The 14,621-nt window shown below is 64.5% G+C and carries 13 protein-coding genes; 8 read left to right on the plus strand and 5 right to left on the minus strand.

Annotated elements, in window-relative coordinates; all coding sequences use genetic code 11:
* Window positions 1-2,250 carry a xanthine dehydrogenase family protein molybdopterin-binding subunit gene (locus BO1_RS37840; protein ID WP_028222017.1) on the plus strand — a complete coding sequence of 750 codons (2,250 nt, stop codon included), beginning with the start codon at window positions 1-3 and terminating at the stop codon, window positions 2,248-2,250.
* A 10-nt stretch (window positions 2,251-2,260) separates the two neighbouring features.
* Here BO1_RS37840 and BO1_RS54450 read toward each other — a convergent pair whose 3' ends face one another.
* Window positions 2,261-3,025, minus strand: coding sequence for a pirin family protein (locus BO1_RS54450; RefSeq protein ID WP_084688544.1), 765 nt, complete (start codon window positions 3,023-3,025; stop codon window positions 2,261-2,263).
* A 347-nt stretch (window positions 3,026-3,372) separates the two neighbouring features.
* Between BO1_RS54450 and BO1_RS37850 the strand changes: the two genes are divergently transcribed.
* The 3 genes from BO1_RS37850 to BO1_RS37860 all read left to right on the plus strand — a co-directional run bounded on the left by BO1_RS37850 (window position 3,373) and on the right by BO1_RS37860 (window position 6,053).
* Window positions 3,373-4,278, plus strand: coding sequence for a LysR substrate-binding domain-containing protein (locus BO1_RS37850; RefSeq protein WP_028222018.1), 906 nt, complete (start codon window positions 3,373-3,375; stop codon window positions 4,276-4,278).
* 187 nt (window positions 4,279-4,465) lie between these two features.
* Window positions 4,466-5,449: a fumarylacetoacetate hydrolase family protein gene (locus tag BO1_RS37855; RefSeq protein WP_028222019.1), complete on the plus strand. Its 984-nt coding sequence runs from the start codon at window positions 4,466-4,468 to the stop codon at window positions 5,447-5,449.
* A 43-nt stretch (window positions 5,450-5,492) separates the two neighbouring features.
* Complete coding sequence (locus tag BO1_RS37860) at window positions 5,493-6,053, plus strand: VOC family protein (protein WP_028222020.1); 561 nt, start codon at window positions 5,493-5,495, stop codon at window positions 6,051-6,053.
* 1 nt (window position 6,054) lies between these two features.
* Here BO1_RS37860 and BO1_RS37865 read toward each other — a convergent pair whose 3' ends face one another.
* Window positions 6,055-6,534, minus strand: a complete 480-nt coding sequence (locus tag BO1_RS37865; protein ID WP_028222021.1) for an OsmC family protein — start codon at window positions 6,532-6,534, stop codon at window positions 6,055-6,057.
* Between the two features lie 67 nt (window positions 6,535-6,601).
* Here BO1_RS37865 and BO1_RS37870 point away from each other — a divergent pair, with 67 nt between their 5' ends.
* Complete coding sequence (locus BO1_RS37870; RefSeq protein WP_028222022.1) at window positions 6,602-6,961, plus strand: hypothetical protein; 360 nt, start codon at window positions 6,602-6,604, stop codon at window positions 6,959-6,961.
* Between the two features lie 51 nt (window positions 6,962-7,012).
* Here BO1_RS37870 and BO1_RS54455 read toward each other — a convergent pair whose 3' ends face one another.
* Window positions 7,013-8,803 carry a diguanylate cyclase gene (locus BO1_RS54455; RefSeq protein WP_052409748.1) on the minus strand — a complete coding sequence of 597 codons (1,791 nt, stop codon included), beginning with the start codon at window positions 8,801-8,803 and terminating at the stop codon, window positions 7,013-7,015.
* A 157-nt stretch (window positions 8,804-8,960) separates the two neighbouring features.
* Window positions 8,961-9,602: an HD domain-containing protein gene (locus BO1_RS37880; protein WP_028222023.1), complete on the minus strand. Its 642-nt coding sequence runs from the start codon at window positions 9,600-9,602 to the stop codon at window positions 8,961-8,963.
* Window positions 9,603-9,791: 189 nt separating this feature from the next.
* On the opposite strand from BO1_RS37880, the gene BO1_RS54460 reads away from it, so the two are divergent.
* The gene (locus tag BO1_RS54460; RefSeq protein WP_043288269.1) at window positions 9,792-10,784 is read left to right on the plus strand and encodes a GlxA family transcriptional regulator; all 993 of its coding nucleotides are present in this window, start codon (window positions 9,792-9,794) and stop codon (window positions 10,782-10,784) included.
* Window positions 10,785-11,228: 444 nt separating this feature from the next.
* Complete coding sequence (locus BO1_RS37890; protein WP_028222024.1) at window positions 11,229-12,686, plus strand: sensor histidine kinase; 1,458 nt, start codon at window positions 11,229-11,231, stop codon at window positions 12,684-12,686.
* A gap of 68 nt (window positions 12,687-12,754) precedes the next feature.
* Here BO1_RS37890 and BO1_RS37895 read toward each other — a convergent pair whose 3' ends face one another.
* Window positions 12,755-13,252, minus strand: a complete 498-nt coding sequence (locus BO1_RS37895) for an acyl-CoA thioesterase (RefSeq protein ID WP_028222025.1) — start codon at window positions 13,250-13,252, stop codon at window positions 12,755-12,757.
* A 392-nt stretch (window positions 13,253-13,644) separates the two neighbouring features.
* Here BO1_RS37895 and BO1_RS37900 point away from each other — a divergent pair, with 392 nt between their 5' ends.
* On the plus strand, window positions 13,645-14,616 hold the full coding sequence (locus tag BO1_RS37900) for a response regulator (RefSeq protein ID WP_028222026.1): 972 nt from the start codon (window positions 13,645-13,647) through the stop codon (window positions 14,614-14,616).
* Window positions 14,617-14,621: the final 5 nt, after the last annotated feature.

A 14,621-nucleotide genomic window follows, 5' to 3' on the forward strand; every position in this document is an offset into this window, starting at 1 on the left:
ATGACTACGCGCCGGCAGTTCTTGAAGACAGGTGGGGGACTCGCCATTTCATTCACGCTTCCGCTATCGGCGTTGAGCTGGGCGTCGAGCGCGAATGCCGTCGTTTCAGAGGGTCCAGCGGCTAGGGATGCGCCTGCCGGCGGGAAGTCGCAGGACGCCGCGCGCGTGTCGGCGTGGCTTGCCATCGACAAGCAGGGCGACGTCACGTTGTATGCCGGCAAGGTCGAGTTGGGCACGGGGGTGCAGACTGCGCTTGCGCAACTCGTTGCAGAGGAGCTGGAGGTACCGGTCGATCGCGTGATCGTGCTGATGGGGGACACCGCCACCGCGGTCGATCAGGGGCCGACAGTCGGCAGCATGACGATGAAGACCAGTACGTTGCCGGTGCGCCGGGCCGCGGCCACCGCGCGGTCTCACATTGTTACAAGGGCCTCCGCGCTATGGGGCGTGGCTCCCGGGCAGCTCGCGACTCGGGCGGGGCACGTATACGAGCGTTCCAATCTCGCGCGGTCGCGGGCGTACGCCGATGTGCTTCCCGAAGACTGGACCTCGTTCACGGTAGACGAAACGGTAGCGCTGAAGCCATCCTCCGGGTTTTCGGTCATCGGCACGGCGGTGCCGCGTGTGGAGTTGCCGGCGAAGGTGAATGGGTCGCACATCTATCTGCAGAACATCCGCTTGCCGAACATGGTGCACGCGCGGGTCATTCATCCGCCGATAGACGGCGCGACGCTTTCCCGGGTGGACCGAAAGAGCGTCGAGAAGATGCCCGGCTTCATCGACATGATCGTCAAAGGCAATTTCGTGGCCGTTGTGTGCGAGGAGGAGTTTCAGGCGGTGCTGGCGTCGCGTGCGCTCGCGCTCGCGCTCGAATGGTCGCCCCGGAAAGCTGGCGTCGATAGCGCGCACGTGTACGACGCGATGCGTTCGGAGCACAGTGTCGATGAGGTATTGCGCACGAACGGAAACCCCGACCGCGGCAATAGCGAGGCCGTGAAACGGCTGGTCGCGACCTACAGGGCGCCCTACCAGACGCATGGCTCGATCGGCCCGTCATGTGGCCTTGCCGACGTCAAGGCGGACTCCGCGACAGTGTGGTCCGCCACGCAAGGCTCGTTTCCGTTGCGCGACGCCATCGCGGAGCTCATCGGCCTGCCGCGCGAGAAGGTTCGCGTGGTGTGGACCGAAGGCGCGGGCTGCTATGGGCACAATGGCGCGGACGACGCTTCAGCGGAGGCCGCTTTCCTTTCGCAAGCGCTGAAGCGGCCAGTGCGGGTTCAATGGATGCGCAACGACGAGCACGGCTGGGATCCCAAGGGCCCTGCCACCGAAGCGCAGATACAAGCGAGCCTCGACGCTGAGGGGAACATCGGCAGGTGGATATATACGATATCGACGCCGACCCACATCTCCCGTCCGATGGGCAGCGCGGGCAATCTTTTGCCCGGCAGGTTGATGGGGCGCGCACCGAAGCCCGTACGCATTGGCGGTGATCATTGCGCGCGCACGCTCTATCGTTTCGCCAACGAAAGGGTCACGGTGCGCTGGCTGCCCGATGGACCCTTGCGTCCTTCTGCTTTGCGAGGGTTAGGGGCCGTAGCGAATACATTTGCGAACGAGTCGTCCATGGACGAACTCGCCAGGCTGGCCGAGCGCGACCCGATAGATTTTCGCCTCGCGCATCTGACTGACGAGAGGGCGAAAGCCGTACTCCAGGAAGCGAGGCGCATCTCGAACTGGAACGCGCGCAGGGCGGCAGCGACGCAAGCCAATGCTGCGGAGAAGGAGGGCGTTGGGGTGGCGCTTGCACGACTGGAGCCCGGCGGTGCCTACGTCGCGGCAGTATGCTGCGTCGCCGTCAATGCGCAGACCGGCGAAACGCGAGTGTCGCGCGTATTCGTTGCCCATGACTGCGGATTGATCGTGAATCCGGATGGCCTTCGCAATCAGATTCAGGGTTGTGTCGTACAAACGATCAGCCGCACGATGAAAGAGGAGTTTCGCTTTAGCGCGACGGCGATGCTCACACTGGATTGGGCAAGCTATCCGATCCTCCGTTTCAGCGAATGCCCGCAGGAGGTCCAGATATCGTTGATCAACCGCGAGGACCAACCGCCGGTAGGGGCCGGCGAACCCACCGCACTGACAATCGCACCGGCGATTGGCAACGCCATCTTTCATGCCACCGGAGTACGGATCAGAAAGACGCCGTTTACCGCTTCGCAGTTCAAGGCGTCACAAAAGGGGTAGTGTCACCGCGTCAAGGCTGCGTGCGCACCGATTCGCCGCACAGCATCACGAAATGGCTGCCGGTGCGGGCGCTAAGGCTCAACTGTTCGGCTCCGCTGAAACCGGCAAGGGCGATGGCGGCGCCCTCCGTGAGCACTTCGCTCGCGTGTTCAACGCTGACGCTCAGTGTGCCGTTGATCGCATAGATCCACACCCCCCACCCGCGTTCGATCTGCAAATCCACATTCGCGCCTGAGTCGAGGAAACCATCGAAGAGAGCAAACGGCTGAGGCAGGACGACAGGCGAACGGACTTCGCCGAGTTCGCCGGCGACGACACGCACGCGAGCGCCATCCGCCGTGAAGGTTGGAATGTCCGCGGATTCGAGGTGCACGGCATAAGGCGCAACGGACTTCATGGCGGCCGGCAGGTCGACGAAGAATTGCAGCCCGTGGACCTCGGGATCGTCGCCGCCGGGCCATTCGTCGTGAGTCACGCCGCGTCCGGCCACCATCCAGTGCAGCGAGCCCGGCATGATGGGCAGTTCATTACCGATCGAGTCGGCGTTGAGATGGGGGCTGCGTGAATCTTCAAACAGATAAGTCACGGCCGAAAAGCCGGCGTGCGGATGCGGGCCGAACGTGGGCTCGGTCATCCTGAAGTGATCCACCATGAGTAAGGGATCCATGGCGCCGCCAAACTGGGTGTGGCGGAAACTGGAAGCGGAGAAGTGCTGGCCAATGTTGTGCGGCGAGCCTTTGACGGGTTTGGTAATACGAATCGATTGAGTGAGCATGACATTCCACTTTCATGAGAGGTGAGCCGGAGACGGGGCCGCGCGGGTGAGCTGCGGGCGGCCCCGTGTTGTTGCCGTCAATAGTAGTGGGAGGAGCGGCCACGACAAACGCACCCGGTTGGACATTGCGTCCCACCGTTGGGACGACCGCGCCTGGCGGCGCACCGGGCCCGGATCGGGTCTCTCGATTGGGACTCGCCTGGACTGCGAACGCGTCGTCCCATCCGATGGACGATGGATCCCGGAAACGAGGGGCGAACCGGTCAGCTCGGGCCGCTAAGATGGTGCTCAGGGCGCTGCGCGACGGGTATTGCGCAACGGCGCTCGATCTTCAGGGAGTCCGCATCATGCTGGATCTAAACGACTTCTACTATTTCGTTCATGTTGTCGACCGCGAGGGCATAAGCGCCGCGGCGCGCGCCCTTTCCGTGCCGAAATCGACGGTCAGCTTTCGCATCCAGCAACTCGAGGCCGCGCTGGGCACACGCTTGATCAACAGGACAACGAGACAATTCAATGTGACGGAGGCTGGCCGAAAATTCTACGGGCACGCGGTATTGATGCTCAAGCAGGCGCAGGCGGCGGAAGCGGCCGTGCGCGACGGGCAGCTCGAACCCGGCGGGACGATTCGCTTCACCATCGCGGCGGCGACTGCGCAGTTCGCGACGGACAAGCTGTTGCCGACATTTCTCGCGCGGTACCCGAAGATCAGCCTGGTCCAGCATGTCACCGATACATCGGTCGACCTCGTGGCGGAGAATTTCGATCTGGCGATACGGGCCCATTCGAACATGCTGCCGGACTCCAGCCTGATTGGCAGGGAGCTCGCCTCCGCACCCTGGCGCTTGTTCGCCGGAAACCCGTATCTCGCGACGCATGGTATGCCATCCAGCCCCTCACAGCTGGTTGAACACCACGCACTATTCATGGCAAGAAAGGGTGTACGAGTCGAATGGCGTCTTCGTGATGCACATGGCGCGGAGCAGGTCATACCGCTTCGGCCACGCTTGGTGAGCGAGGACATGCTCGTACTCAAATCGGCGGCGCAGCAAGGCCTGGGTATTGTCGCGTTGCCCGCTTATATATGCCGCGAGGAGGTGGCCCGGGGGACGCTGGCGCCGGTCCTGCCGGACTGGTCGGCAGGCGATTCAACGCTTACGGCCTTGCTCCCGTTTCGGCGCGGGATCTTGCCTTCAGTGCGCGCTTTCGTGGACTTCTTGCTGGACGAGATGCCCAAGGCCGTCGTCTTTTGAGTTGTCGTCCAGGGGCGTGATTGGCGGCAGGCCGCCGGCTCCTCTATGAAATTGCGCGCTCCAGCAAGTGGCCGGTTGCAGTTCATGTTCACCAGATGGAAATCGACGACGCCTTGCTTCGCGCCGCGCCTATGATCGAAACATGAAGTTGCATCTACGACGTATTTGATCAGGAGCTTGAACGGATATGAAGATGGCGTCATTGCGTTCCGGTCGGGACGGTGAGCTGGTGCTGGTCAGTCGGGACCTCGAACGCGCGGTACGTGTGAGTTCCATCGCGCGCACATTGCAAGCCGCGCTCGACGATTGGGAGCGTACCGCACCGAAGCTCGAAGCAATCTATGCAGCGCTGAATGCCGGTGATGTCGAAGACGCGTTTCCCATTGCGTGGGACGAACTGGGACCGCCTTTGCCGCGCAGCTATCAGTATCTCGACGGCGCTGCCTATGTGAGCCACATCAAGCGCAACCGTGCCGCGCGTGGCGAGGCGCTTCCGGACGATCTGATGGAAAGGCCGCTCGTCTACCAGGGCATTTCGCATGGCTTTCTTGGCTGGAACGACGACATCCCGGTGGCATCGGAGGCGCTTGGCGTCGACTTCGAAGCGGAAATCGCCGCGGTCACCGGGGCGGTTCCCATGGGCGTCGGCGCGCAGGAAGCATGTTCGTATATTCGGCTCTTCGTTTTGCTCAATGACGTGTCGTTGCGCGCGCTCATTCCCGGCGAACTGAAGCGGACCTTCGGCTTTCTCACGGGTAAGCCGGCTTCGAGCCTGGGCCCCATCGCAGTGACGCCCGACGAACTGGGCGCGCTTTGGCACGATGGGCTGGTGGGCGGGACAATGCGATGCTCGGTGCGGGGTGAGCAGGTCGGCAATATCGATACCGGGATCGACACGCCGTTTCATTACGGCGATCTGATCGCCCACGTGGCCCAGACGCGGGCGTTCGAGCCGGGCACGATTGTCGGGCTCGGCACCGTATCGAACGAGGACGAGGCTGCCGGCTGCGCGTGCATTGGGGAAATCAGGGCGCTGGAGATTCTGCGTGACGGCAAGGCATCCACGCCGTTCTTCAGCTTCGGAGATCGCGTGCGTATCGAACACGTCGATCATGAGGGCCGTTCCATCTTCGGCGCAATCGATCAGCGTTTCGTGCAGGTCACACGATGAGCGGTGCCCAAGCTACGTATCTGAACTGAAAGGAGGAGGCGTCATGCTTTGCAAGGGCCTGCATCACGCGGCGTATCGCTGCCGGGATGCGCGGGAGACGGTCGACTTTTATACTGAGGCGCTCGGTCTGAAATTCATCCACGCGATGGGCGAGGATCATGTGCCTTCGACGGGCATCTATAGCCCGCACATTCATATATTCTTCGAAATGGAGGATGGCGCGTGCATTGCTTTTTTCGAATTGCCGGCAGACGAGGGTGAACCGTCGGGAAGAGACGCAGGGACACCGGACTGGGTTCAGCACTTTGCCTTTCGGGTGGCCGACAAGACCACCGTCGATCGCGCCAGGGAATCGCTCACTAGCCGGGGTATCCCGGTCGTTGGGCCGACGGTCCACGACGACTTCCTGTACTCGATTTATTTCTTCGACCCGTCCGGGCATCGCCTTGAATTGACTGCCGTTACGGCTACGCCCGAGCAGGACGCCCAATTCCGCAAGGAAGCGATGGACGTCCTGCGCTTGTGGGAAAAGACGCATGACTGGTCCCAGCGCGCGGCCCTGTTTGGCGGCGCCACAGGCTACCGGCGCGAGGACGCGGTGTAGTTCATGCCGCGTCTGCGGTTTCGATGGTGGGTTCGCAGCGAATGGGGAAATTGACCGAGTTCGCGATATAGCACTTCTCATGTGCCGCGTGATGAAGCTGCTCGGCAAGACTGCGGTTGTCGCCCGCGCGGATGGTCACGCGCGGGCGCAACACGATCTCCCTGAAGCGCCCTTCCTCCGCGCTGTCGATCATGGTGCCCTGCGCCTCGTCGACATAGGCGAGCACCGCGATGCCCGCGTCGGCGCACAGGTGCAGATACCAGAGCTGGTGGCAGGCGCTGGCGGAGGCCACGAGCAGCTCCTCGGGGTTCCAGCGATCGCGGTCGCCACGAAACGCGGGGTCCGACGAACCGGCGATGGCGGGCTTGCCCGCTGCCTCGATCGTATGGTCGCGGACATAGTCGCGATAGCCCGAGGTGCCGCTGCCGCGATTGCCGGTCCATTGAACCGTTACGGTGTAGTGATGTTCCGTGTGCGCCATTCCATTTCTCCATGGTGTCGGTCTGCGCGCATTATCCCATCGATTGTTTGTTTAGCGCGCAGCGCGGTTGCTGCGCCGTTTCGTTCCGCAGTGCGACTCGTGGGAGCGTCTCACGCAACGGCGGCATCGCGCGTATGCGCGGCTCGCGCCGCTCGGCCTGCATTGCGCAAGCGCGGACCAGGCGGCCAGCGCCACACGCTCGCGTGCGTTGGCGGGCGACTGCTTCGTGGCCGACACGCCGTTCCCCGCCGCGCATTTGCTGGCCTTTTATCGCGCAGCGGGATTCTGTCTCGTCGATGTCGTGCGCTTCGCGGGGCGCGGCTACGACAGCGCCGTCTTCAGCAAGGCCGCCGCGAGTCAACCGTTGGCCGGTGTAAGACACGTGCCGGCGTTGCTGCGCGAAGCAGGCATCTGCTTCGCACGTTGAGCGTGCCGGAGATTCCAGACATGCCGTCCGGCACAGCGCGCCTTATGTACGTTATGCGCGGGCGTCCGGCACTTGCGCGTCCACACCCACCACGCGGTTACGCCCGCTTTCCTTCGCCACATAGAGCCGCCGGTCGGCCACGTGCATGAGCGCTTCGTAGTCGGCGCGACAGTCCGCGGGACTGGCGGCCACGCCGATGGACACCGTGAACGCGATGGCCACGGGATGCGCGGCGCTCGCCGGCGCCGTTGCGTCGGGCGCCCCTGCGTCGCGCGCATGGGCCTCGACCGCCAGGCGCACGCGTTCGGCCACGGCGGTGGCCGTCGCGAGATCGGCATCGGGCAGCAGCGCGGCAAATTCCTCGCCGCCCGTGCGAGCAGGCAAGTCCACGCTGCGCAGGTTCGCGCGCAGGATCCCGGCGAGGACGATGAGCACGCGGTCGCCCGCTGCATGGCCGAAGCGGTCGTTCACGCGCTTGAAGTAGTCGATGTCGAGCATGAGCACGGCCAGTGCAACCGGGTGTTGCGATGCGCGGTTCGCGCGTTCGAGCGCTTCTGCGAAGGCCTCCTGAAAGCGGCGGCGGTTCGCGAGACCCGTGAGCGGGTCGCTGCGGGCGAGCGTCTCGAGCCGCTCGCTCGCCTCCACGTAGTGGCCGAAAATGTTGGTCACGATGCGCAACGTCCCTACCAGCAACACGCCCAGCACGACCCACGCGGCAATCAGCGGACTGCTCAGCACCCGGCGCGCCGTGGCTAGCGTGAGCTCGGCGTTGCTGGTGGGCGCCATCAGCATCCAGTGCGACTGTCCAATGCGCCGATAGAGCAGGTACTGGCCATTGCGCTCGATATAGCCCGAGCCGCGCTGCATCCACTTGTCGACCGAAGCCTTGGCTGTTTGCAGGAGGCTCGCGCTAAAGCGCGCCGGGCGCTCATCGATCATCACGCCGTTGCGAAAGTACACGATGCTTCCATTGGTGTTCAGGAGACCGAACTCAACGGGATCGTTCTCTTCGTCGATTGGCGCGCCGGTGGAGAGCTGCAGCGAGAGCAGGCGCGACTGCGTGATGTCCATCACCACGACGCCGCGAAACTGGTTGCCGAGATAAACGGGGGCGCTCAAGGTGGAGATGGCCTCGCCCTTTTGCAGCCCGCTGTAGACGGGCGTCCAGAGCACGTCACGGTTCGGGTTGCGCTCGGGCAACTGGCCGCGGTAGTAGTTCATGGTGTTGAAGCGGCGCAGCAGTTCGGGCACGCTCAGGGCCTGGTGCTCGGGCGCAATCACGAACACGCCGTTCGACGAGATGAAGGCCACCGTGCTCTGCACGGCGTCCGCGTGCTGGCTGATTTCCACGAGCGGGCTGAGCGTGCGGGCGAGCGCAATGTCGCCGGGCAGCAAGGCTGCGTCGCGATGAAAGCCGTCGAGGCCAGCGAGGCCGGCCGCGTTCGTGCCGTACACGGTGGGGCCGCCCAGCGAGCCGGGAGTCTGCCAGACCGGCCGCGAGGTTTCGCCGAGCACCGTTTGCACGGCCGGGTTCTGAATGCCGATCCGTTGCTGCCTCTCGGAGGCGAGCACGTGCTCGGCGTAATTGCGCAGAAACAGGAGGCGGCGGCGCTCGGAGTCGATGAGCGCATCCACGCCCACGGCGCGCACTTCGAGGTCGCGCTGGCGGCTTTGCAGGTCGTCGCGCGCAAGGTTGTAGAGCTGGCGCAAGCCCACGATGGTCACGAGCGTCATGGCGCCGACAAAGCACAGTGTCACCACGAGACGCGGCCGCTTCATGACGATGCTGGAGAAACGGTCGGGCCGCGTGCGGCCTGCCGTGCGCTTCGCGCTGCGCTGCATGGTATCCCCGACCATTCCAGGTTGTGTGGTTGCGCCCCGGCCGAGCTGTCGGCGAAGGGCGACCGTCAAGGATAGCATTGCGGCAGGTGGCCGGGAACGGCTGCCGCCACTGCGGCTTATAGGCGTGCAACAATCCGCTCCAGCACGGCAAGCGCCGCTAGGCGCGCCACGCGGAGCCGCGAATCACGCTGCAGAAGTTGCCCGCGTGGAAATGCGGGTCCTTGTCGGCGAGCACGTCGGCCTTCACGTTGCCGAAGGTCGAGTCGGGCTTGTGGCGAATGCCGTCGTAGAACGCCTGGATGATGTCCTCCTTGAAGTGCTCCGTGCGCGGATGCGCATGCACGACTGCCTCGCGTTGCGCGTCGCTGTACTCGTGGTAGGTGAGGCCGAGCACGTCCATCTCCACGCCCGCCGTGACGAGTGCGATCACGGGGTGCATATGCTGAGGAATACCAGGCGTAGTGTGAAAGGCAATGGCGGTCCACACGAGATCGAGATCGTGCTGGGCGATGCCGCGTGCACGCAGGAAGTCGCGCGCGGCGTTCGCGCCGTCCACTTCGAAGCGCTCGTGCTCGCTGCTGTGCGAGTGCATCAGGCCGACGTCGTGAAACATGGCGCCCGCGTACAGCAGCTCGCGGTCGAACTTCAGCTCGCGTTTCAGGCCGGCCAGCGCGCCGAAGTAGTAGACGCGGCTGGAGTGGTGAAACAGCAGCGGCGATGCGGTGTCGCGCACGAATTCGGTAATTTCGCGCGCAAGTTGGCTGTCGGGGACGGCGACGCCGGCAAGGTCGAGGCTCATGGCTGGACTCCATCGAGTGGGGGGAAGGTGGAATCCATTGTGGTCCGTGATAGCATCGTCCTTAATCGACGGAGAACGTCGTTTTCTGCCATTTCGTGCGAGAACCGGACGCAAGCGCTGCGTGGCGGTCCAGGCGCTATCCAGGCGCTGTCATGCTGGCGCCGCGCCCTTGCCGGAGCCTGACCCCTTATGCCCAAAATCGTCGCCATTCTTGCGCTGCCCGGCGTGCAGCTGCTCGACGTGAGCGGTCCGCTCGACGTGTTCGCCCAGGCCAATACGGAAGCGGGACGCACGGTGTACGACTTGCGCGTGATCGCGTGCCGCGCGGGACCCATTCGCAGCTCCTCGGGCGTGCGCCTCTTGCCCGACGAAGTGGCGGGGCAGACGCGAGAGCGTATCGACACGCTGCTCGTGGCCGGCGCGCCCGACGCCGCCACGCTCCAGCTCGCGCCGCGCGTGCTCGAGTGGCTGCGCGCCACGGCGGCGCGCGCGCGGCGTTACGGCTCGGTGTGCACGGGCGCGTTCGCGCTGGCGGCCAGCGGGCTGCTGGACAAGCGCCGGCTGACCACGCACTGGGCCGCGGTGGAGGCGCTCGCGCAGGCGTGCCCGACGGTCTCGATCGAAGCCGATTCGCTCTACGTGCGCGACGGCAAGCTGCGCACGGCCGCGGGCGTCACGGCGGGGCTCGATCTGGCGCTCGCGCTCATCGAGGAAGATCTGGGGCGCGAAATCGCCATGCGCGTGGCGAGCCAGCTCGTGATGTTCTTCAAGCGGCCCGGCGGCCAGCTGCAGTTCAGTCGCAAGGGGGAAACGCGCCCGGCGGGGCGCTCCGCGCTCCAGGAGGTGCAGCGCTGGGTGGCCGCCAATCCGGCGCTCGCGCACCGCGTGCCCGAACTCGCGGCGCGCGTGGGGCTGAGCCCGCGCCATTTCGCGCGCCTGTTCCAGGCCGAGGTGGGCATCACGCCCGCCGCGTGGGTGGAGGCCGTGCGCGTGGACGCGGCGCGCGAACTGCTCGAAACGCACGGCGAGGCGCCCAAGCGCGTGGCGGCCCGCTGCGGCTTCGCGAACGCCGACACCTTGCGGCGCGCGTTCATCAAGCATATGGGCGTGACGCCCGCGCAATACCGGCGGCGCTTCGGCGGCGGCGCCGAGCCAGGTGGCCCGGCGCGCGCCCGGGACTGACGGCGGGGGCCAGGGTGGAGCGCCGCTTGCGCTGCGCAGGCGATTCGTTGTGCATCTTTGCGTAGGGTTAAGCGGAATTTCAGCCAGGAGTCGTCGATCCCGGCGATAATCGTCCGGATCAACGCGCCGCCCATGGCCGTTGCGCAGCGGCGGCTTTCGGGCCTCCTGGCTCGATGCGCATTGCATGCTTGCCGCCACGGTGTGCTACCGTGTGCCACCGCGTGCAACACGCAGGCCGTGAAGCGCCGCGGGCGGCGGCAGGCAGGAAGACTGGAAGGGTCGCACGGGGACGCTCCCAAAGCCGCATGAGCGGAGAAAAGGGGCGTGCGGCCGCGGCATCGAAGCCGTTTGACATGCGGCGTGCGAGCGCCGGAACAGGAGCCTTGCCCGGCGCGACCACGCCACGCGCCGTTCGACGATAACAAGAATTCACGCGACAAATTTATGTATTCGATCTTGCCCGCGTTCGTATCCGCCTTGTTTCTCGGGTTCGGTGTGTACGTACTGCTCACGGAAGGCGTGACGCGCCTTTCGCTGCCGTTTGCGTCGATGTGCGGGACCACCTTCGTCTGGCAGGGCACCTGGGCGTTCCTGTTCCAGACATCGGACCCCGAGCTCGCCGGCGCGCTCGTCAAGTTCGGCTATCTCTTCATCCTGTTTCTGCCCACGACCTTCTATCACTTCGTGATCGAAGTGGCCGGGCGGCGCAGCGAGCGCCCGCTGCTCTTCGCGTCGTACGGCCTGTGCATCGTACTTGCCATGGCGCTGGCGGTGAGCGACGAAGTCGTCGCGGGCTATGGCACTTTCTACTTCGGCAAGTATCCCCGGGCGGGGCTGCTGCATCCCGTGCACGTCGCGCAGACCGTGCTGCTTGCGCTGCGCAGCGCGTGGCTGCTGCTGGTGGCGCGGCGCCAGACCGAGGCGCACGACCGCCGCAAGCTGCTCGATCTCTGCTTGCTGAGCCTGTGTCTCTATGGGCTGGCCGCTACCGACTATGCGGTCAACTACGGCATTGGGTTCTATCCGGTGGGCGCCGTGTTTATCGCCGTGAGCCTTGGCATACTGGCCGTGACCATCGTGCGTTACGGCCTCATGCGGCCATACCTGCTCGCGGCGACCGTGGCGCACGAAGTGGCCACGCCGCTGGCGGCCATCGGCATGCACGCCGAGGAAATCGGCAACGTGCTGCCCGAGCTCATGCGCGGCTACCAGCTGGCGGTGCAGCACCAGCTCTGCGTGGACGGCCTCTATCCGGGGCAGTCGGAGCGTCTTTCGTCGCTGGCCTCGTCGATACAGCGCCAGGTGGACAGCACGAGCACGGTCGTGGAGATGTCGCTCGCCTCGTTCACGCTCGACCGGCTCGACCGGCGCAGCTTCGAGGCCTACTCGATCCGCTCCTGCGTGAACGCGGCGCTCGAACGCTTTCCGTTCCGCCCCGGCGAGCGCGAACTGGTCAACGTCTGGCCGATCGACGCGCAACTGCAGTTTTCGGGCTCCGATTCGCTGGTCGTGTTCGTGCTCTTCAACCTGCTGAAGAACGCGCTGTTTGCGATTCACTCGGGTGGCAGCGGCAGCGTGGAGATTGCGGCGACTAGCGAGGGCGGCTATTGCGTGCTGCGTTTCTCCGATAGCGGCCCGGGCATTGGCGCCGACGTGCTTCCGCACATTTTCGAGCCGTTCTACTCCACCAAATCGCACGGCAAGGGTGCGGGCATGGGGCTCGCGTTTTGCCGGCGCGTAGCGGAGGCGCTGGGCGGCGCGATCGCCTGCGAGTCCGAGCCCAACGTGGCGACCACCTTCACGCTCCATCTGCCCGAACCGGGGTCGGCCGCCGACCGCGCGCTGCGCGATCCGGCGGCCAGGCCCCGCCGGTGGCCGGCGGGGCAGGACTACATGGGTTGAGTGACTAGTTGAGTCACTAACAGCCTGAATACGGCCTGAATCCAGCCCGGCCAGGGCTGAATCGGGCCTTAGTTTGCCCCTGCGGGCAGAATGAGCTCATATTCCTTGACGCGCTCGATGATCCCCGGCGGAAAACGGCGGATCCGCTTGTCGGTGCCGGCAAAGAGAATCTGCTGGTAACCGAGCGAAACGGGACGCCCGTCCACGCAAAAACGAAACACGAGATAGGCGGAGCATTGGCGCACCTGGAAGGTGTTCAGATAGCAATCGACGCGCTGAAACGGAAACGTCTCTTGCACATATTCCTGGTGTGCGCGCTTGGTCACGAAGACGCCGCCCGCCGCGAGCAGATTATTGTGAATGCACTCGTGGAACCAGCGCTCGCGGCAAATGCCCTGCCATTCGAAGTAGCGGGCGAAGTAAGTGTTCATGAACGCATTCGAGTCCTTGAGATAAATGTCGATGACATGATGGAAGGTCTTGCTCGGCGTGGCTTCCATGATTTCGTCGGTAAAGCCGTGGGTGCCACGGGAAAGCACGGCAGGGATCGATTCACGGGCATTCATTGAAGTACTCCAGATGGAACTGGCCGCTGGCGGCGGCCACGCAGGTCTTCGATGTTTGAAGACATGAGCCAATTCTCGTCGGCTTCCCGGGTTGCCAAAACCGCCTTCATCACATAGTCGAGGCGATCCTCGAGGGGCTGTGCGCACGGGCTTGTATGCAAACGCGCAGCCGGATGGCCGCGCAAACGATTACGCGCGTCGGAAAACGGGCTACGCGTCGTCCGGAGCGTGTGCGGCGGTTGCGGGGCGCGCCCGCGAGGCCGCATAATCTGGCAGCTACGGGTTGCGGAGCGATGCGCGATGAATCGCGTGTCGAATCAGCGCGCTGGGGTGCAGATCGAGGGGCGCATCGAGTCCTGCCGCAGGCCTGTCGCGCGAACAGAGGCCATTACATGAGTTCCATCGTCAGACAACCGGTTTTCTACCCCGTATCTGTGGTCTTCCTTGACGACAGCGCGGATTTTCTACACGCCCTTCGCGGCTTCTTTCCGAATGCGCACACGCATCATTTCTTTACCTCGCAGCCCGAGGCGCGCGCGTTCATCGAGGCGCACGGTGCAAGCGGCGCGGGCCATAGCCCGATGTCGGGCGAGGCGTGGTCGGAGTTCGAGAAGCGCGGCGGCAATGCGCTGGGCCAGGATGTGATGGCTGACGCGAGCCGCTTCGCGGACGTTGCGGCCATTGTGGTGGACTATGACATGCCGGGTCAGGACGGACTTGAGTTTCTCGACTCGGTGAAGGACGCGAATTGCACGCGTATTCTGCTTACCGGCACTGCCGACGAATCGCATGCCGTGGACGCGTTCAATGCGGGGCTCATTCATTTTTACCTGAAGAAGTCGGATCCGGGTATGACGCGCAAGCTCGCTCAGGCGCTGGGGAATGCGCAGCGCAAGTTTTGTGCGGGGCGCGGGCATATTGGTGTGCATGGCGTGGGGGCGGCTTATGCGGACCAGCGCACGGCCGAGGTGCTGGAGGCGCTCGCGCAGCGTGAGCGCATTGTTGAATATTATTGGCGGCCTGAGCAGAATGCGGTGCTTACGTTTGATGCTGCCGGCAATGCCGGCGTGTTTCTCGCGTGGGATGCGCACGATTGGGCGGCGCAGTGCGATGTGGTGACGGATGAGGGCGGGCCCGCCGCCCTGCGCGATGAGATGGAAGGGCGCCGGATCATGCCCGTGTTTTGGCCGAATGAGGCCTATCGGCCGGGGATGGAGAGAGTGGAGTTTGCGGTGCCGCAGCGGGTGGCGGGTACCGATGATACGCATGTGAGTTGGACTCGGGTTGATGGTCTTGGGCTTGCGACCGATTTTGTTATCTATCATAGGTGGTTGCTGGCGCAACGTGATTCGTCGGTCTTGTGATCTTG

It is taken from the genome of Paraburkholderia oxyphila NBRC 105797, from assembly GCF_000685075.1.
Lineage (GTDB): Bacteria > Pseudomonadota > Gammaproteobacteria > Burkholderiales > Burkholderiaceae > Paraburkholderia > Paraburkholderia oxyphila.